We start from the raw sequence: 18,548 nt of genomic DNA on the forward strand, positions 1-18,548 counted from the left end.
GCGGGGGCGGGGGGAGGGCGAGGGGGTCGAGGGATCGGCGGACGGCGAGGCCAGGACGCTCGGCCGGCTCGGTGTCCGTACGGGCGTCTCGTACGGCGCCGCGCGAGTGACGTGCCCCGCGCCTCGGAGGAGGGTCTCCCCCGCCCCGGGCTCGCAGCCGCCCCCGTCCTCTTTCGCCACCACGGCCGTCAGCAGCGCGTCGAACGCCTCCGCCGCGTTGCCGGCCCGCAGCGCGAGCACCCCGGTGAGTGCGTCGCCGCCGGACGATGCGGCCAGCCGGCGGGCCCGGTCCCCGTCCCCGGCCTGCCAGGCGTACGCCGCCGCGCGGGCCAGCAGCCGGGTCTGTGCGGGTCGGTCGGGGCTCAGCGCGGCGGCGCGTTCGGCGAGGGCACGGGCCTGCTGGAGGCGGCCCGCGTCGCGGGACCTCGTCGCGGCCGCTCCCAGCTCCGCCGCCAGCCGGGTGCTCGGTCCGAGTGCTCCCGCGCCGCGGTGCCAGGAGCGCAGAGACGTTTCGCCACCGGTGCGCAGGACCCGGGCCAGCAGCCGGTGGACATCGCGGCGGTCCGCCGGGGATCCCGACTCGTACGCGGCGATCCTCGTCCAGGTGTCGCGGAAGACGACCCCGGTCGCCGTGGCGTGCGCGATCCCGGCCGCCTCGGCGGCCTCCATGGGCCGGGTGTCGAGCCGGGCGGCGGCGACGGCACGCAGGAAGGCGTGGGTGACGACGGGGTACTGGTCGGCCGCGGCCAGGAGCAGCAACAGCCGGGTGTCGTCCGGCAGCTCCCTGATCTCCGCACGGTGTGCGCGCAGCAACGCGGGGGCCAGTTCCGCCGGTTCCGCCGGCAGCGGGTCCAGGCCCGTCGACTGACGTGCGCCGAGCAGCCGTACGGCTTCGGCGGCCGCGCGCGGATCGCCGTGCACCGCATGCAGCAGCCGCACCCGGACGCCCTCCGGGAGGCCGGCGGCCAGGTCCTGCCACGTCTCCGCGGGCTGCGGTGACGAAGTGCCCTCGAGGGGCGGCGGGGTTACAGGAGTCAGCACACCTTTGACGTTACTGGCGAGTTAATTGACTCGTAAAGACCGGCGAGTTCGCCGATGCGGCGCGCGTAGACCCCGCCTGACACTCCTGACAACCCCACCCGTTTCAGGAGGCATCATGCAACGCTCCCGGCGTCGCATTTCAGCGGCCGTCTCGGCCGTCGTCTCATCGCTCCTTCTGGCGCTCCCCCTCTCCGCGGCCCCCGCTCAGGCCGCGACCCACAATCCGATCGTCTTCGTCCACGGCTTGAGCAGTTCCGCGAGCAGTTGGGACGACTGGATCGCCGACTTCAAGGCCGACGGCTACTCGTCCTCCGAGCTGGTCGCGTGGTCGTACGACTGGACGCAGTCGAACGTCACCACCGCCCAGCAACTGTCCACCAAGATCCAGAGCGTGCTCTCCCAGACCGGCGCCTCCAAGGTCGACCTGGTCGTCCACTCCATGGGCGCGCTCAACTCCCGCTACTACCTCAAGAACCTCGGCGGGACCTCGTACGTGGACGACTTCGTGTCGGTCGCGGGCGTCAACCACGGCACGACGACCGCTTCCTGGTGCTCGTGGCTGTACACGTCGTGTGCGCAGATGTACACGGGCAGTTCGTTCCTCACCTCGCTCAACTCCGGTGACGAGACACCCGGCAGCGTCTCGTACGCCAGCTACTGGTCGAACTGCGACGACGCGCTCACCCCGGACACCACCGCGATCCTGAGCGGTGCGACCAACGTCGAGGTCGGGTGCGTCTCGCACACCGACATGAACAACGACCACGGCGTGTACGAGCAGGTGCGCAACTTCGTCGCGTAGCGCGCGAGCGTGGGTGCGCGGGGCGCATCCGGGGGACAATCGAGGTAGACCCTGTCCCGTCCGGGAGGTCGTCATGCCGCTACGGTCCGTCGGTTCCGGCAAGCTGCCGCGCGATCCCGTGCACCACCCGCTCTTCGCCCGCTGTTACGCCCGTGTCAGCGTCGCCGCCGAGACCCGCGCCGGCATGGCCGGCGTGCGGGAACGCCTGCTCGCCGGAGTGTCCGGGCGGGTCATCGAGATCGGCGCGGGCAACGGGCTGAACTTCGCCCACTATCCGGGGACGGTCTCGGAGGTCGTGGCGATCGAACCGGAACGCACGCTGCGCAGGCTGGCGGTGGACGCCGCCCTGCGCTCCGGGGTGCCCGTCGACGTCGTACCGGGTGCGGCGGAGGCGCTGCCGGTCAAGAGCGAGGCCTTCGACGCCGTCGTGGTCTCGCTGGTGCTGTGCAGCGTGCGGGACCTGCCACGGGCCCTGGCGGAGATACGGCGGGTGCTGCGGCCCGGCGGTGTCGTGCGGTTCTTCGAGCACGGCCGGGGCGGCGGGCAGGCGATGCGTCTCACCCAGCGCACCCTGGACCGGACCGTGTGGCCGCCCCTGAGCGGGGGCTGCCATCTGTCCCGTGATCCGATCGCGGCCCTGCGGGAGGCGGGCTTCGAACTCGGCCCCTACCGGCAGGTGTTGATGCCGGAGAAGGGGCCGAGGCTGCCGTCCTCCTACTGCGTGCTGGGCACCGCGTGGCGCCCCGCCGAGAGCTGATCACAGGCTCCACTGGCGCAGTTCCTGCGCGATGTCGTGCACGGACGCCTCACCGCTCTTGACCAGTCGGGCCAGTTCCCGGACCTGTTCGGGCGAGGTGACGACCTTGAGGCCGCTCGCCACCAGGTAGGCGTAGGCGACGGCGGAGGCGAACAGGGCATTGGAGCGCTCCAACGCCGGTACGTGGATCAGGAGTTGGAGCAGGGCCGCGGCCCGGGCGTGCGGGCTGTCGTAGACCGGGACGTCGAAGATCTCGGCCTCGTGGCGCGCGACGGCGGCGACGAGGGCGCCCCAGTCGATGACCTGGGGGTCTCCCGGGGTCTTCTGGTCGGCGAGCATGAGAAGCCAGGCGAGGTCGATCCTGAGGTTGCTCAACGGTTCAGTGACGACCTTCGCGTGAGCCCTCGCGTTCCCCGCCCAGTTCCTCGGCGAAGACGTTCTCGTACTGCTTCATGAAGTCGGCGGCGGCCTCCACGAAGGTGTGGCCGACCTCCCCGGTGTCCTGCTTGACGAGTTCTTCGATGTAGCGGTTGACACTCATCCCGCGGGCCAGAGCGCGTTCGCGAGCGGCGCGGGCTGTGCCCTCGTCCACCCGTACGTTCAGCTGGGTCTTCGCCATACCTCGACGCTAGCGCCGGAGTGCTAGCAGGGGCAAGGGCACGTCCGACGGAGCCCGTCCCCTAAGTGTGCCCCTTACACGGAAATCAGGGACCCGACCTGCGATGGAGAGCGACCGGCACCCCAGGGGGATTTCGGATGTGGGGTGGATCACACTACCCTCGGCCGGGACCGAGGAGTCGGCACGTCCTTGAGGAGGCGGCCTTGTCCACACCTGCTGCGGAGCACGCCCCGGGCCATGCGTCGGCCGACGGGATCGCGGCCCGCGCCCACGGTCTGACCAAGGCGTACGGCTCGGGCGAGACATCGGTGATCGCCCTGGACTCGGTGGACGTGGAGATCGCGCGCGGCCGGTTCACCGCGGTCATGGGTCCGTCGGGGTCCGGGAAGTCCACGCTGATGCACTGCCTGGCCGGGCTGGACACCGTGTCGGCCGGCCAGGTCTGGCTCGGCGACACCGAGATCACGGGACTGAAGGAACGTGATCTGACGCGGCTGCGCCGGGACCGGATCGGGTTCATGTTCCAGTCGTTCAACCTGATCCCCACCCTGAACGCGGCCGAGAACATCACCCTGCCCATGGACATCGCGGGCAAGAAACCCGACGAGAAGTGGCTGGACCAGGTCATCGACACCCTGGGGCTGCGGGACCGGCTCAAGCACCGGCCCGCCCAGCTCTCCGGCGGTCAGCAGCAGCGCGTGGCGTGTGCCCGGGCGCTGGCCTCCCGGCCCGAGCTGATCTTCGCGGACGAGCCGACCGGCAACCTGGACTCGCGGGCCGGCCTGGAGGTCCTCGGCTTCCTGCGCGAGGCCGTCGACGAGCTGGGGCAGACCGTCGTCATGGTCACCCATGACCCGGGCGCCGCCGCCCACTCCGACCTGGTCCTCTTCCTCGGGGACGGACGGATCGTGGACGAGATGGAGCGGCCCACGGCGGAGGCCGTCCTGGAACGCATGCGCCTCTTTACCGGGGGTTCCCCCCAGACCCCCGGATCCGACGTGATCCGCGGGCACCACGAGGAGAGCCCGCCATCGGGGGCCGCACCCGCGGACGCCCCTTCCCTCGACAAGGACTGAGGCCGTGCTGAAGGCGACGCTCCGCAGCTTCCTGGCCCACAAGGGACGGCTGCTGCTGTCCGCGCTGGCTGTCGTCCTGTCCGTGGCGTTCGTCGCGGGCAGCCTGATCTTCTCGGACACGCTCAGCCGCACCTTCGACCGGCTCTTCGCCTCGACAGCGCCCGATGTCACGGTCAGCCCGCGCGAGGAACTGGACGAGGCGATCCCCTCCGGCATGACGGCCACCCTGCCCGCCTCGCTCCTGGACCGGGTGGCCCGGATCGACGGGGTCGCCGACGCGCGCCTGGAGGCCGAGGTCCAGAACATCACCGTCGCCGACAGCGAGAACGAGGCGGTCGGCTCGACCACCGGCGCCCCCACCATCGGCACCGACTGGAGCCCCGGTCCGCGCAGTCCGGTCGAGCTCACCTCGGGTCATGCCCCGCACGGCGCGGGCGAGGCCCTGCTCGACTCGGAGTCCGCCGACCGCAAGGACCTGAAGATCGGTGACACGCTCAGCGTCATCGGACCGCAGGGCACCTTCAAGGTCCGGCTCGTCGGCATCGCCACATTCACCACCACCAACCCCGGCGCGACCCTGCTCTTCCTGGACACCCCGACCGCGCAGACCAAGCTGCTGGGCGACGCGGACGCGGCCACCGGCATCTCCTTGGACGCGAAGAACGGCGTGAGCGACGCGCAGTTGAAGCAGCGCGTGGCCGCCGCGATCGGCACCGGCGACTACGAGATCCGGACCGCCGACGAGCAGGCCAAGTCCGATGTCGAGTCGCTGGGCGGATTCCTCGACGTCATCAAGTACGTCATGCTCGGCTTCGCGGGCATCGCCGTCCTCGTCGGTGTCTTCCTGATCGTCAACACCTTCTCGATGCTCATCGCCCAACGGACCCGGGAACTGGGCCTGTTGCGGGCGCTGGGCGCCGACCGGCGTCAGGTGCGCCGCTCGGTGCTGACCGAGGCGATGCTGCTCGGTGTGGTCGGCTCGACGCTGGGGCTCGCGACCGGCATCGGGCTCGCCGCCGGGCTCATCGCGTTGATGAACACGCTCGGTATGAACATCAAGTCGAGCGAGATGGTGATCGGTTGGGGTACCCCGGTCGCCGCGTACGTCGTCGGCGTGGGCGTCACCTTCGTGGCGGCGTACCTGCCCGCCCGGCGCGCGGCCGGTGTCTCGCCCATGGCCGCGCTGGCGGATGCCGAGATCGCGGGCGTGGGACGGCCGTTGAAGGTGCGCGCCCTGGTGGGCGGCGTCGTCTTCGGGGCCGGCGCGGCAGCCCTGCTGGGCTGTGTCCTCTCGTCGGACACGTCGTCGGCGGCGTCCCTGCTGGGCCTCGGTGTCGTCCTGACGCTGATCGGCACCGTGATCGCGGGACCGCTGCTCGTGCGCCCGGTGATCCGTGTCCTCGGCGGGGCGTTCCCCGCGCTGTTCGGCTCGGTCGGCCGGATGAGCCAGCGCAACGCCCTGCGCAACCCCCGGCGCACCGGCGCCACCGCGGCCGCGCTGATGGTCGGACTCGCCCTGGTCGGCGGGATGTCCGTCGCCAGCGCCTCCATGACCAAGTCCTTCGACCAGCAGATCGACGACACGCTGGGCGCCGACTTCGTCATCCAGAACAGCAACTTCGTGCCCTTCCCGCAGGAGGTCACCGAAAAGGTCCGCGCCACGGACGGCGTGGGGCTCGTGGTCCGCTCGCAGTTCGCCCCGGTCGCCGTACGTCTGCCGGACGGCGACCGCGTCAAGACGACCGCGGCGGCCTACGACCCGCAGCTCGACGACGTGGCCAACATCAAGTACGCACAGGGCGACACCGCGGCCGCGCTCGCCTCCGGAAGCATCGCCATGGACGCGGACTTCGCGCGCGACCACGGCGTGCGGATCGGCTCCACGATCCCCGTGGAATTCCAGAGCCGGAAGACGGCCGAGCTGACCGTGGGCGCCCTCACCGACCAGGAGTCCGCGGAGGGCTTCGGGACGCAGGGCGGCATCTACTTCGGCCTGGACACGCTCCAGCGGTACGCGCCCGGCGGGCAGGACTCGGGGCTCTACGTGAACGCCGCCTCCGGCACCGGCTCGGACAAGCTGCGCGCGAACCTGGAGAAGACACTCGACCCGTATCCACAGGTCCAGGTGCGTGACATCGCCGACTACAAGGACCTGGTCCACGACCAGATCGCCGTCCTGCTCTACCTCGTGTACGCCCTGCTCGGCCTCGCGATCGTGATCGCGGTGCTCGGCGTGGTCAACACCCTCGCCCTGTCGGTGGTGGAGCGCACCCGGGAGATCGGGCTGCTGCGCGCCATCGGGCTCGCCCGGCGTCAGCTGCGCAGGATGATCCGTCTGGAGTCGGTGGTGATCGCGGTGTTCGGCGCGGTCCTCGGACTGGCGCTGGGCCTGGTGTGGGGGGTGTGCGTCCAGCAGGTGCTGGCGTTGCAGGGCATGTCGGCGCTGGCGATCCCGTGGGGCACGATCGTCGCGGTCGTGGTCGGCTCGGCGGTGGTGGGTGTCGTGGCGGCGCTGTTGCCGGCGCTGCGGGCGTCGCGGATGAACGTGCTGGCGGCCATCGCGCACGAGTGAGGAGCGCGGTGGCGGCCGTCGCGGGCGAGTGATGGAATCGGTGTGATCTCAAGTCGCCCGCGAACGAGGAGAGTTCATGCCGCGTCCGTTCCGTTTCGGTGTCAGCTTCATCGATCCCGCGCCCGCCGGGGAGTGGCGGGCCAAGTGCCGCCGGGCCGAGGAGCTCGGGTACGACGTGATCCTGGTCCCCGACCATCTGGGCATGCCCGCCCCGTTCCCGGCGCTGGTCGCGGCGGCCGGGGCGACCGAGCGGCCGCGGCTGGGCACGTTCGTGCTCAACGCGGGTTTCTGGAACCCGGCGTTGCTCGCGCGCGAGGTGGCCACGACCGACGCGCTGACGGGAGGGCGCCTCGAACTCGGGCTCGGCACCGGGTACGTACAGGCGGAGCACGACGCGGCGGGGCTGCCCTTCGGCTCGCCACGCGCGCGCGTGGACCATCTTCGGCGCACTGTCGAGGAGTTGGGGCGGCTGCTGGACTCGGAGGTGCCGCTGATGCTCGGCGGCAACGGCGAGCGGATGCTCGGGCTCGCCGCCGAGCACGCCGACATCGCGGCCTTCACGGGAGCGTCCCTGGTGCCGGGAAGCACCGAGGGAAAGCTGGTGCCGATGGCCAACGCGGACTTCGCGGCACGTCTCGCCCGGTACAAGGAGCTGGCGGCCGCCCGCAAGGAGCCGGCCGAACTGAACCTCCTCATCCAGCTGGTGGCAGTCACCGACAACCGCGCCGCCGCCGTGGCACCGCTCGTGGAACGGGTGCCGGACGCGACCGTGGAGCAGGCGCTGGAGCTGCCCATCCTCCTGGTCGGCACCCTGGAACAGATCACCACGCAGGTGCTGGCCCAGCGCGAGACGTACGGCTTCACCTACCTGACGGTCCTGGAGCCGTACATGGAGGCGTTCGCACCGGTCGTCGCCGAGCTGGGCGGCAGGTGACGGTCCGGATGCTGGAATTCGGTGTAGCCGTCCGGCCCGCGTGATGGGATCGCCGTATGACTGAACTGCACTTTCGCGCCGCCGCGCCCGCGGACCTCGACGCCGTACTGGCCTTCTGGAAGACCGCCGCCGAGGGCACGAGCATCAGCGACGACCGGGACGGCGTGGAACGGCTCGTGGCGCGTGACCCCGAGGCGTTGATCCTGGCCGAGCGGGACGGGGAACTGGTCGGCACGGTGATCGCGGGCTTCGACGGCTGGCGCTGCCATCTGTACCGGCTGGCGGTGCACCCGGAGCGGCGCCGCCAGGGCATCGGCTCGGCGCTGCTCACGGCCGCGGAGGAGCGGTTCGTACGGCTCGGCGGGCGCCGCGCGGACGCGATGGTGCTGGTCCGCAACGAGACGGGGCAGCATGCGTGGCGGGCCTCCGGGTACGCGCCCGAGGAGAAGTGGCGGCGCTGGGTGAAGCACCTCACCGCCTGATCGGGGGACGCGTCTCACCGTCTGATCGAGGCGCCGCCTCCTTGCATGACCCTCTTTGCCGGTCCTTTAACATTGGGGGACCACTCGGTCCTCCAATGAAAGGTGTGAGCGTCCGCCCATGGGCGAGCCTCCCAGTAGTACGCGAGATCGCGCGATACCCCGCACCCTGTCCGATCATGGGACGGAGGTGACCCGATGACCGAAGTGCTCCTCCTGCTCGTGGCGATCCTGCTCTCGCTGGCCTGCGGCGCCTTCGTCGCCGCCGAGTTCTCGCTGACCACGGTCGAGCGCGGCGCCCTGGAAAGGGCCGCGGAGCGCGGCGAGCGGGGCGCGTCGGGCGCCCTGAAGGCCGTACGCAATCTGACCTTCCAGCTCTCCGGGGCACAGCTCGGCATCACCGTCACCAACCTGGTGGTCGGCATGCTCGCCGAGCCGTCGATCGCCAAGCTGATCGCCGGTCCGCTGGAGTCGCTGGGCATCTCCAGCTCGGCGGCCTCGTCCGTCGCGCTGGTGCTCGGCACGGCTCTGTCGACCGTCGTCCTGATGGTCGTCGGCGAGCTGGTGCCGAAGAACTGGGCGATCTCCTCGCCGCTGGCCGTGGCCAAGCGGGTGGGCAACGCACAGCGCTGGTTCAGCGCGGCGTTCCGGCCCTTCATCACGCACCTCAACAACACGGCGAACCGGATCGTGCGTCTGTTCGGCGTGGAGCCGACGGAGGAGCTGGCCGCCGCGCGCGGGCCCCAGGAGCTCGCCGCCCTGGCCCGGCACTCCGCCAAGCAGGGCGCGCTGGAGGCCGACACCGCCGAACTCTTCGTACGCACCCTGAACCTCGCCGACCTGACCGCGGAGAACGTGATGACGCCGCGTGTGCAGGTCATCGCCCTGGACGCCCAGGCGACCTGCGAGGACGTCGCGAACGCCACGCGCGCGACGGGCCTGTCCCGGTTCCCGGTCTACCGCGGCAACCTCGACTCGGTCGTGGGCACCGCGCACATCAAGGACATCCTGGCGATCCCGGCCGAGCGCCGGGCCCGCGTCCCCGTCTCCGAGCTGATGCGCGAGCCGCTGCTCGTGCCCGAGTCGCTGACCGTGGACCGGCTGCTCGACCGGCTGTCCGGCAAGCGCACGATGGCCGTGGTGATCGACGAGTACGGCGGTACGGCCGGGGTGGCCACGCTGGAGGACATCGTCGAGGAGGTCGTCGGCGAGGTCCGTGACGAGCACGACCCGCACGAGACACCCGACCTGGCCGCGGCCGGGACCGACGACGAGGGCCGCGTCCTGTACTCCGCCGACGGCTCGGCGCGCATCGACCACCTCGCGCGCGTGGGCCTGCGGGCGCCCGAGGGGCCGTACGAGACCCTGGCCGGCCTCGTGGCGACCGAGCTCGGCCGTATCCCGGTCGTCGGCGACACCGCGGAGGTCGCCGGATGGCGGCTGGACGTGGTGGACGCCTCCGGGCGCAGGGCCGCGCGCGTGCTGCTGCACGCTCCGCTCGACGACACATCCGCATCCTTCGAAGGGGAGGGCGGGAAGTGACCGCGATCCAGTTGCTGATCGGTCTGGCGACCCTCGTCGTCAACGCCTTCTTCGTGGGTGCCGAGTTCGCGCTGATCTCGGTGCGGCGCTCGCAGATCGAGCCGTATGCCGAGGACGGCGACCGGCGCGCCAAGAGCGTGCTGTGGGGTCTGGAGCATGTGTCCGCGCTGATGGCGGCGGCGCAGCTCGGCATCACCCTGTGCACGCTGATCCTCGGTGTGGTCGCCGAACCGGCGATCGCGCACCTGCTGGAGCCGGTGTTCCACGCGCTCGGTGTGCCGACGGGCGCCGGACACGCGGTGTCGTTCGTGATCGCGCTCGCCGCGGCGACGTATCTGCACATGCTGCTCGGCGAGATGGTGCCGAAGAACATCGCGCTCGCGGAGCCGGTGCGCAGCGCGCTGGTGCTCGGCCCGCCGCTGGTCACCCTGTCCCGGGGCCTGCGCCCGGTGATCTTCGCGATCAACGCCTTCGCCAACGCCCTGCTGAAGCTGTTGCGGGTCGAGACCAAGGACGAGGTCACGGCGACCTTCTCGGACGCCGAGCTGGCCCGGCTGGTCAAGGACTCCGACGAGGCGGGCCTGATCGACGACCGGACCCGGGAGCGGCTGCACGACGCCCTGGAACTGGGCCACCGACCGGTGCGCGATGTCGTCCTCCCGCTGGAACGGGTCGTCTACGCGCGCGTGGGCGTCACTCCGGAGCAGCTGGAGCGACTGTCGGCCGAGTCCGGGTTCTCCCGGTTCCCGGTGGTGGACGACGGGCGGCGCATCCTCGGCTATCTGCATGTGAAGGACGCGCTGGACGCCTCCCCGCGGGATCTGGCGTTCCAGGTCCGGGACATGCGGCCCATCGCGCGCGTGCGGGAGAGCACACCGCTGGACGACGTCCTCACAGCGATGCGGGGCAGTCGGACGCATGTCGCGGCGGTGCTGGGAGGCGACGGGCGGCTGGCGGGGATGGTGACGATGGAGGACGTGCTGCGGGAGCTGTTCGGACAGCGGGCGTAGCCCCGGAGAGCAGGCCGACCGACCGCCGGGTATGTGAACGGGTTAGCATTTTCTCCGCCATGGAGAAGAACCCCACACACACCAGCCTCGTCGCCCTCGGCGACTCCTTCACCGAGGGCATGTCCGACCTGCTCCCGAACGGCGCCTACCGGGGCTGGGCCGATGTCCTGGCCGGCCGGATGGCCGCGGTGACGCCCGGCTTCCGGTACGCCAACCTCGCGGTGCGCGGCAAGCTCATCCAGCAGATCGTCGAGGAGCAGATCGATGTGGCCGTGGCCATGCGGCCCGACGTGATCACGCTGGTGGGCGGCCTCAACGACACCCTGCGGCCCAAGTGCGACATGGGGCGGGTACGCGCTCTGCTGACCGAGGCCGTGGAGCGGCTCGCCCCGGCCTGCGAGCAGCTCGTGCTGATGCGCAGCCCGGGCCGCCAGGGGCCGGTCCTGGAGCGGTTCCGGCCGCGCATGGAAGAGCTCTTCGAGTGCGTCGACGAGCTGGCCGGGAAGCACGGCGCGATCGTCGTCGACCTGTACGGGGCGCCGTCCCTCGGCGATCCGCGCCTGTGGGACGTGGACCGGCTGCACCTCACGGCCGAGGGCCACCGCCGCGTCGCCGAGGCCGTCTGGCAGACACTGGGCTACGACCCCGAGGACACCGAGTGGCGTACGCCGATGCCGGCCACGCTGCCGCCGGGGTGGGCCGCACGACGGGTCGCGGATGCCCGGTTCGCCCGGCAGTACCTGCTCCCCTGGATCGGCCGCCGCCTCACGGGCCGCTCCTCGGGCGACGGCCTGCCGGCGAAGCGGCCCGACCTGCTGCCTTACGAGGGGCCGACGGCCTAGCTCGGCGTGACGCAGGTCTCGTAGGTTCCGCCGAACGTATCCGTGGCGCTGGCCTGCACGAATCGCCAGTAGAATCCGTTTACGTGACTTCCGCTCCCGCCAAGCCCCGCATCCCGAACGTCCTCGCCGGACGCTACGCCTCCGCCGAGCTCGCCACGCTCTGGTCGCCCGAGCAGAAGGTGAAGCTGGAGCGGCAGCTCTGGCTCGCCGTGCTGCGGGCCCAGAAGGACCTCGGCATCGAGGTGCCGGACGAGGCGATCGCCGACTACGAGCGTGTCCTGGACACCGTCGACCTGGCCTCCATCGCCGAGCGCGAGAAGGTCACGCGGCACGACGTGAAGGCGCGGATCGAGGAGTTCAACGACCTCGCCGGGCACGAGCACGTCCACAAGGGCATGACCTCGCGCGACCTCACAGAGAACGTCGAGCAGCTGCAGATCCGGCTCTCGCTGGAGCTGATGCGCGACCGCACGGTGGCCGTTCTGGCCCGTCTGGCCAAGCTGGCCGGCGAGTACGGCGAGCTGGTCATGGCCGGCCGCTCGCACAACGTCGCCGCGCAGGCCACGACCCTCGGCAAGCGTTTCGCGACCGCCGCCGACGAGCTGCTCGTCGCCCACGGCCGGGTCGAGGAGCTGCTCGGCCGCTACCCGCTGCGCGGGATCAAGGGCCCGGTCGGCACCGCGCAGGACATGCTCGACCTGCTCGGCGGCGACGCGGCGAAGCTGGCGGATCTGGAGCAGCGGATCGCCCGGCACCTGGGCTTCTCCCAGGCGTTCACCTCGGTCGGCCAGGTCTACCCTCGCTCCCTGGACTACGAGGTCGTGACCGCGCTGGTGCAGCTGGCGGCGGCGCCGTCCTCGATCGCGAAGACGATCCGGCTGATGGCCGGGCACGAGCTGGTGACAGAGGGCTTCAAGCCGGGCCAGGTCGGCTCCTCCGCGATGCCGCACAAGATGAACACCCGGTCCTGCGAGCGCGTCAACGGCCTCATGGTCATCCTGCGCGGCTACGCGTCCATGACCGGCGAACTGGCGGGCGACCAGTGGAACGAGGGCGACGTGTCCTGCTCGGTGGTGCGCCGGGTCGCGCTGCCGGACGCGTTCTTCGCGCTCGACGGTCTGCTGGAGACGTTCCTGACGGTCCTCGACGAGTTCGGCGCCTTCCCGGCGGTCGTCGCCCGCGAGCTGGACCGCTACCTGCCGTTCCTCGCCACCACCAAGGTGCTCATGGGCGCGGTGCGTGCCGGCGTCGGCCGTGAGGTCGCGCACGAGGCGATCAAGGAGAACGCCGTCGCCTCCGCGCTCGCGATGCGCGAGCAGGGTGCCGAGCGCAACGAGCTCCTCGACAAGCTGGCCGCGGACGAGCGCATCCCGCTCGACCGGGCGCAGCTGGACGCGCTGATGGCGGACAAGCTGTCCTTCACGGGCGCCGCGGCCGACCAGGTCGGTGTGGTCGTCGGCCGGATCGAGGAGATCGTGAAGCAGCACCCGGAGGCCGCCGGCTACACGCCCGGCGCGATCCTCTGATCCGGCGCACCGGCTGACCACCGCACGCGATGGCGCGCTTCACCCCCGCGGAGCTGGAGGCCGCCCGCGACCGTCTGGTACCGGACGTCGTCGCGGACGGTCTCCACGTGCTGTTCTGCGGTATCAACCCGGGTCTGATGACCGCCGTCACGGGCCATCACTTCGCCCGTCCCGGCAACCGCTTCTGGCCGGTCCTGCACCTGTCCGGGTTCACGCCTCGTCTGATGAAGCCGTCGGAGCAGCAGGAGTTGCTGTCCTACGGGCTCGGCATCACGAACGTCGTGGCGCGGGCGACCGCGCGGGCGGACGAGCTGAGCGCGGAGGAGTATCGCGAGGGCGGGCGGCAACTGGCGCTCAAGGTGGCGCGGTTGCGGCCCCGCTGGCTGGCGGTGGTCGGGGTCACCGCGTACCGGGCGGCGTTCGACGACAAGAAGGCCCGGGTGGGTCCGCAGGAGCGGACGTTCGGGGACACGCGCGTGTGGGTGCTGCCGAATCCGAGCGGGCTGAACGCGCATTGGACGGCGGCGACGATGGCGGAGGAGTTCGGGCGGCTGCGGGTGGCGGCGCAGGCCTGACGGGTCACGGTGGGTCGATGTCCGTGACGAACACCCGGAGTCGAGGCTGGTCCTCGCCGTTCCGGTCGGCCACCGCCAGGGTGACCCGGAGGGCGCTGCCGGGTATGTCCCACGTACGCAGGTCGATTGCCAGGGCGGCGAGCATCGCCCAGGGCTCGGGTATGACCTCACCCCGCGCGATGCGCTCCTGGAGTGTGACCGTCCCCCAGCGCGACGGCTCTCCCCACCTGTGCGTCAACCGTTCGGCGACAGCCGCCTCGTAGGCGTAGCAATCAGTCGCGTCCGGCCAGTCCCCGGGCCCTAACCACGCGGCGTGGTAGCCGCTGTGCCCCGCGGGAAGGTCCCGGGCGCACAGCGCGTCGATCAGGGCGAGGTCCTCCGCGATGTCCATGTGATCCAGTAAACCGGGTCCCACTGACAACTGGCGTGCCGTCAGGCGTCCCTGTGCCGCACGCTCCACGCGCCCGCCACCAGTACCGCCCCCGTCCACAGCGCGGTCACCCCAAGGCCCGCCCACGGCCCCATCCGGCCGTCGTAGGACTCGTACAGGATCACCTGTCCCGCCCGGTCCGGCAGGAAGTCCGTCGCGCCGCCCACCGCGTCCCCGATCACGAACGAGACGACGAGGACGAACGGGATCAGCAGGGAGAGCGCGCCCACCCCGCTGCGCAGCAGGGCCGTGAGGCCGGCCGCGAGCAGCGCCATGAGCATGAGGTAGAGGCCGCAGCCCACCACGCCGCGTGCCTGCTCGCCCGCGGTCAGACCGCTCGCCGCGTCACCCAGGCCCGCTTTCGCGACCAGGAGCGCGGCCAGGGCGGTGATCTGCCCGACGACCAGGGTGGGTACGGCGATCGCGGTCAGCTTGGCCGCGTACCACCGTCCGCGCCGCGGCACCGCGGCGAGCGAGAGCCGCAGCGCACCCCCGTGGAACTCCGAGGACACGGCCATGGCGCCGAAGGAGATCGCGGCGATCTGACCGGGCGCGATGCCGGACAACGCCGTGAACAGCGGGTCGAAGTCGGGGTCCGACGTCTCGGAGACACCGGCGAGCGCGGAGAACGCCGTGGTCGCCGCGAACAGCGCCGCCAGCGCCCCGAGGAGCGAGCGGAGGGTGCGGATCTTCAGCCACTCGGCGTGCAGAACGGGTGCGTGGGACATGTCAGGCCTCCTGCGGCTGTGCGGTGAACTCGGCTTCGGTGGAGGTGAGGTCCAGATAGGCCTGCTCCAACGTGCCCTCTTCAGAGGTCAGTTCGAGGATCGGGATGCCCGCGGCGGACGCGAGGCGGCCGATCTCGTCCACGCGCGCGTGGTGCACGGTCCAGTGCCCGTCCTCGTGCTCGGCGGCGTCATGCCCGTGTTCGGCCAGGACGGTCTTGAGGGTGGTGGGGTCCGTGGTGCGGATCCGTACCCGCGGCTGCACGCGTGCATGGATGAACCCGCGCATCGGGGTGTCGGCGAGGAGCCTGCCCCGGCCGAGGACCACGAGGTGGTCGGCGAAGGACGCGGTCTCGTTCATGAGGTGGCTGGAGACCAGGACGGTGCGCCCCTCCCCCGCGAGGCGGCGCAGCAGCCCGCGGATCCAGATGATGCCTTCGGGGTCCAGGCCGTTGGAGGGCTCGTCCAGCATGACCACCTCGGGGTCGCCGAGCAGCGCGGCCGCGATGCCGAGCCGCTGGCGCATGCCCAGGGAGTACGTCCTCACCCGGCGCCGGGCCACCGGGGCGAGGCCGGTCTCCTCCAGCAGTTCGTCGACGCGGCTGTCCGGGATGCGGTTGCTCGCGGCCAGCGTGCGCAGGTGGTCGCGGCCGGTGCGGGAGCCGTGCGCGGCCTGCGCGTCGAGCAGGGCGCCGACGTGACGTAGGGGTTCGCCGAGGCCGGCGTAGGCGCGACCGCCGATCGTGGCGGTGCCGGACGTCGGCCGGTCGAGGCCGAGCACGAGCCGCATGGTGGTGGACTTTCCGGCTCCGTTGGGGCCGAGGAAGCCGGTGACCCGGCCGGGGAGGACGGTGAAGGTGAGGTCGTCCACGGCTCGTCGGATGCCGAACTCCTTGGTCAGGTTCTGGACTTCGATGCTGGTCATGACTGCAGCCTGGCCGGTGGGGCGGGGGCGGGGCCTCCCCCACGGGTGGAGATCGTCTCCCCCGTGCGGGGGAGGCTCGCTGTCAGTGGCGGCTGGCACGATGACGCAATGGTCCGTTTGCTGCGCCCGCTCGGCCGGGCGGTGACGTACACACGGTTGCTGCACCTGTTCATCGCGATCGTGTGGCCGAGCATGTGGCTGTTCATCCAGGAGGCGTGGTGGACCTGGGTGATGGCGGCCATGGTCCTCGCTCCGGTCGGGCTGGTGCCCGCGATGCGCACCGTGGAGGGTCTGCAGGCCCGGCTGTTGCTGACCGGTCACCGGCATGACAGCGCGGGCACCGACATCGTCGTCTCGCCGTCCGCCTCCTGGGGCGACCGGGGGCGGGTCGTCGTATGGCTGGAGGCGCGGCTGCTGATCGGCTGCGCGACCTCGGTGTTCACCGTCCAGCTGCTCATCGCCTCCGTCGACCTGGTGGCGTCGGCGTTCGGCCGTGACGTCGGGGAGGGCCTGCTGGTCCTGCTCCACGGCCACGCCTGGTGGCACGTCCTGCTGGTGCCCCCGGCGCTGATCACGCTGGCGGTGACGGTGGTCGGCTCGGGCCGGCTCATCACCGCACTCGCCCGCCGTCTCCTGGGCCCCTCCCCGGCCGATCGCATGGCCGCCCTGGAGGAACGCACCGAGCAGCTCCTGGAGCGCACCCGCATCGCCCGCGAGCTCCACGACTCCATCGGCCACGCGCTGACCGTCGCCGTCGTCCAGGCGGGCGCCGCCCGAGCGGCCGGCGATCCCGCCTTCACCGACCGTGCCCTGGGCGCGATCGAGGAGACCGGCCGGGCGGCCCTGGAGGACCTGGAACGGGTTCTCGGGATCCTGCGCGAGTCCGGGCGACCGGTCAACGGCCGGCCGACGCTGACGGACTGCGACCGTCTGCTGGAGTCCGCCCGCGCCTCCGGCGCGAAGGTCGACGCCGAGCTGACCGGGCCCGTCGACACGCTGCCCGGACCGGTCTCCCGCGAGGGGTACCGCATCCTCCAGGAGTCCCTGACCAATGTGCTGCGGCACGCGGGGGCCGTCCCCGTCCGGGTGCGCATCGCGGTCGTGGAGGACAGCCTCGCTCTGGAGGTCCGCAATCCACTGACGGCCGACATACCCGGCCCGGGCCGGGGCAGCGGTCTGCGCGGCATACGCGAGCGTGCGGCCCTGCTGGGCGGCAGCGCGCACACCGGCCCCGACCGGGGTGACTGGCAGGTGCGGGTGGAGCTGCCGCTGCGCTGATCTACGCTGGCCGGATGCCGGTCACCGTTCTCCTCGTCGACGACGAACCCCTCGTACGCGCGGGTCTGCGGGCCGTGTTGGAGGCCCAGCCCGACATCGAGGTCGTCGGGGAGGCGGCGGACGGGGCCGCGGTGATCCCGCTGGTGCGGCACCTGCGGCCCGACGTGGTCGCCATGGACGTACGGATGCCGCTGCTGGACGGGATCGAGGCCACGCGCGCGGTGCTGCGGACGATCGACGAGCCGCCGAAGATCCTGGTGGTGACGACGTTCGAGAACGACGAGTACGTGTACGAGGCGCTGCGGGCCGGAGCCGACGGGTTCCTGCTGAAGCGGGCCCGGCCGGCCGAGATCGTGCACGCGGTGCGGCTGGTCGCCGAAGGTGAGTCGCTGCTGTTCCCGGCGTCGGTGCGGCAGCTCGCCGCCGAGTACGGCGAGGGTGGCGGGAATCGTGCGGCCCGGGCGGCGATGGAGCGGGCCCAGCTGACCGAGCGGGAGGCCGAGGTGCTGCGGCTGATGGCCCGCGGGCTGTCCAACGCGGAGATCGCCGAGCGGCTGATCGTCGGGACGGAGACGGTGAAGTCCCACGTCAGCGGCGTACTGGCGAAGCTCGGGGTGCGCGATCGCACGCAGGCCGTGATCGCGGCGTACGAGTCGGGGTTCGTGGCGCCCGGCTGACCGGGACCCGGTCACGATCTCTCGGGTCCCCGCACTCGCCCGGCTCCGTCCCTACGAGTACGATCCGGCCAACACGCGCACGAGCTGGGAGGACGGACGTTGGGGCGGCTGACCGGCGGGGATCCCTCGCTGCTGCGAAGGATCAATTCCGCGGTGGTGCTGCACGCTCTGCGCGCCACGGACTGCGCGACGCTGACCGAGATCACGCGGGTGACCGGCCTGTCCCGGCCGACCGTCGAGGGCGTGGTCGAGGGGCTCATCGAGGCGGGGTACGTCGTCGAGAAGGCGGCCGACGAGAGTGTCGTACGACGGCAGGGGCGGCCCGCGCGGCGGTTCAGGTTCCGGGCCGAGGCCGGGCATCTGCTGGGCCTCGACATCGGGCCCCACCGGGTCGCCGCGCTCCTGTCGGACCTGGACGGCCGGGTGCTCGGCGCCGTCGCCAAGGACGTCTCCGAGACGGCGTCGGCCGACGAGCGCCTGGAACGGCTGCGCACCGCGGTGGCCGAGCTGCTGCGCCGGGCCGGCGTCGCACGCGAGTCGCTGCGGGCGGTGGGGGTCGCCTCGCCCGGGATCGTCGAGGCGGACGGCACCGTGCGGCTGTGCGCCGCGCTGCCCCAGTGGACGGGGCTGCGGCTCGGTGAGCGGCTGAGCCGTTCCTTCAAGTGCCCGGTCCTGGTGGAGAACGACGCCAACGCCGCGGCGGTCGCCGAGCACTGGAAGGGCGCCGCCACCGAGTCC

Annotated in this window: 19 protein-coding genes and 1 pseudogene; 14 read left to right on the top strand and 6 right to left on the bottom strand. The window is 71.7% G+C overall.

Annotated elements, in window-relative coordinates; translation table 11 throughout:
- Positions 1-1,041, bottom strand: a pseudogene (locus tag TN53_RS37925) (LuxR family transcriptional regulator); the annotation flags it as partial.
- Positions 1,042-1,156: 115 nt separating this feature from the next.
- Between TN53_RS37925 and TN53_RS37930 the strand changes: the two are divergent.
- Both TN53_RS37930 and TN53_RS37935 read left to right on the top strand, forming a co-directional pair.
- Positions 1,157-1,843 carry an esterase/lipase family protein gene (locus TN53_RS37930; protein ID WP_046263394.1) on the top strand — a complete coding sequence of 229 codons (687 nt, stop codon included), beginning with the start codon at positions 1,157-1,159 and terminating at the stop codon, positions 1,841-1,843.
- A 73-nt stretch (positions 1,844-1,916) separates the two neighbouring features.
- A complete protein-coding gene (locus TN53_RS37935) occupies positions 1,917-2,600 on the top strand; it encodes a class I SAM-dependent methyltransferase (protein ID WP_046263395.1) in 684 nt (227 codons plus the stop codon).
- Here the strand turns inward: TN53_RS37935 and TN53_RS37940 are convergent, their stop codons facing one another.
- On the bottom strand, positions 2,601-2,975 hold the full coding sequence (locus TN53_RS37940) for a hypothetical protein (RefSeq protein WP_046263396.1): 375 nt from the start codon (positions 2,973-2,975) through the stop codon (positions 2,601-2,603).
- Between the two features lie 4 nt (positions 2,976-2,979).
- Positions 2,980-3,219 (bottom strand): hypothetical protein, encoded by a 240-nt coding sequence (locus tag TN53_RS37945; RefSeq protein WP_046263397.1) that lies wholly within the window; start codon positions 3,217-3,219, stop codon positions 2,980-2,982.
- Positions 3,220-3,422: 203 nt separating this feature from the next.
- On the opposite strand from TN53_RS37945, the gene TN53_RS37950 reads away from it, so the two are divergent.
- The 9 genes from TN53_RS37950 (at position 3,423) to mug (ending at position 13,775) form a co-directional block, all read left to right on the top strand.
- Positions 3,423-4,295 (top strand): ABC transporter ATP-binding protein, encoded by an 873-nt coding sequence (locus TN53_RS37950; protein ID WP_046263398.1) that lies wholly within the window; start codon positions 3,423-3,425, stop codon positions 4,293-4,295.
- A gap of 4 nt (positions 4,296-4,299) precedes the next feature.
- Complete coding sequence (locus TN53_RS37955) at positions 4,300-6,867, top strand: ABC transporter permease (protein ID WP_046263399.1); 2,568 nt, start codon at positions 4,300-4,302, stop codon at positions 6,865-6,867.
- A 76-nt stretch (positions 6,868-6,943) separates the two neighbouring features.
- On the top strand, positions 6,944-7,801 hold the full coding sequence (locus TN53_RS37960; protein ID WP_046263400.1) for an LLM class F420-dependent oxidoreductase: 858 nt from the start codon (positions 6,944-6,946) through the stop codon (positions 7,799-7,801).
- 56 nt (positions 7,802-7,857) lie between these two features.
- Positions 7,858-8,283, top strand: coding sequence for a GNAT family N-acetyltransferase (locus tag TN53_RS37965; RefSeq protein ID WP_046263401.1), 426 nt, complete (start codon positions 7,858-7,860; stop codon positions 8,281-8,283).
- A gap of 195 nt (positions 8,284-8,478) precedes the next feature.
- Complete coding sequence (locus TN53_RS37970; protein ID WP_046263402.1) at positions 8,479-9,822, top strand: hemolysin family protein; 1,344 nt, start codon at positions 8,479-8,481, stop codon at positions 9,820-9,822.
- Positions 9,819-10,832, top strand: a complete 1,014-nt coding sequence (locus tag TN53_RS37975) for a hemolysin family protein (RefSeq protein WP_046263403.1) — start codon at positions 9,819-9,821, stop codon at positions 10,830-10,832. The genes TN53_RS37970 and TN53_RS37975 overlap by 4 nt, the downstream gene beginning before the upstream one ends.
- A gap of 59 nt (positions 10,833-10,891) precedes the next feature.
- Positions 10,892-11,674, top strand: a complete 783-nt coding sequence (locus tag TN53_RS37980) for an SGNH/GDSL hydrolase family protein (protein WP_046263404.1) — start codon at positions 10,892-10,894, stop codon at positions 11,672-11,674.
- A gap of 83 nt (positions 11,675-11,757) precedes the next feature.
- On the top strand, positions 11,758-13,200 hold the full coding sequence (gene purB, locus TN53_RS37985) for an adenylosuccinate lyase (RefSeq protein ID WP_046263405.1): 1,443 nt from the start codon (positions 11,758-11,760) through the stop codon (positions 13,198-13,200).
- Positions 13,201-13,229: 29 nt separating this feature from the next.
- Complete coding sequence (mug, locus tag TN53_RS37990; RefSeq protein WP_046263406.1) at positions 13,230-13,775, top strand: G/U mismatch-specific DNA glycosylase; 546 nt, start codon at positions 13,230-13,232, stop codon at positions 13,773-13,775.
- Between the two features lie 4 nt (positions 13,776-13,779).
- On the opposite strand, the gene TN53_RS37995 is transcribed toward mug, so the two are convergent.
- Genes TN53_RS37995 through TN53_RS38005 form a run of 3 tightly spaced genes read right to left on the bottom strand, consistent with a single transcriptional unit; the run spans position 13,780 to position 15,855 of the window.
- Positions 13,780-14,166, bottom strand: a complete 387-nt coding sequence (locus TN53_RS37995; protein ID WP_046263407.1) for a hypothetical protein — start codon at positions 14,164-14,166, stop codon at positions 13,780-13,782.
- Positions 14,167-14,207: 41 nt separating this feature from the next.
- Positions 14,208-14,933: an ABC transporter permease gene (locus tag TN53_RS38000; RefSeq protein WP_046263408.1), complete on the bottom strand. Its 726-nt coding sequence runs from the start codon at positions 14,931-14,933 to the stop codon at positions 14,208-14,210.
- A gap of 1 nt (position 14,934) precedes the next feature.
- Complete coding sequence (locus TN53_RS38005) at positions 14,935-15,855, bottom strand: ATP-binding cassette domain-containing protein (RefSeq protein WP_046263409.1); 921 nt, start codon at positions 15,853-15,855, stop codon at positions 14,935-14,937.
- Between the two features lie 108 nt (positions 15,856-15,963).
- On the opposite strand from TN53_RS38005, the gene TN53_RS38010 reads away from it, so the two are divergent.
- The 3 genes from TN53_RS38010 to TN53_RS38020 all read left to right on the top strand — a co-directional run.
- Positions 15,964-17,133 carry a sensor histidine kinase gene (locus TN53_RS38010; protein ID WP_046263410.1) on the top strand — a complete coding sequence of 390 codons (1,170 nt, stop codon included), beginning with the start codon at positions 15,964-15,966 and terminating at the stop codon, positions 17,131-17,133.
- Between the two features lie 14 nt (positions 17,134-17,147).
- Positions 17,148-17,810 carry a response regulator transcription factor gene (locus TN53_RS38015; protein ID WP_046263411.1) on the top strand — a complete coding sequence of 221 codons (663 nt, stop codon included), beginning with the start codon at positions 17,148-17,150 and terminating at the stop codon, positions 17,808-17,810.
- A gap of 99 nt (positions 17,811-17,909) precedes the next feature.
- Positions 17,910-18,548: ROK family protein (locus TN53_RS38020; RefSeq protein WP_046263413.1), on the top strand; the 639-nt coding region annotated here is incomplete at its 3' end.

Origin of the sequence: Streptomyces sp. WM6386 (assembly GCF_000972385.1) — a bacterium.
In the GTDB taxonomy this organism is placed as follows: Bacteria; Actinomycetota; Actinomycetes; order Streptomycetales; family Streptomycetaceae; genus Streptomyces.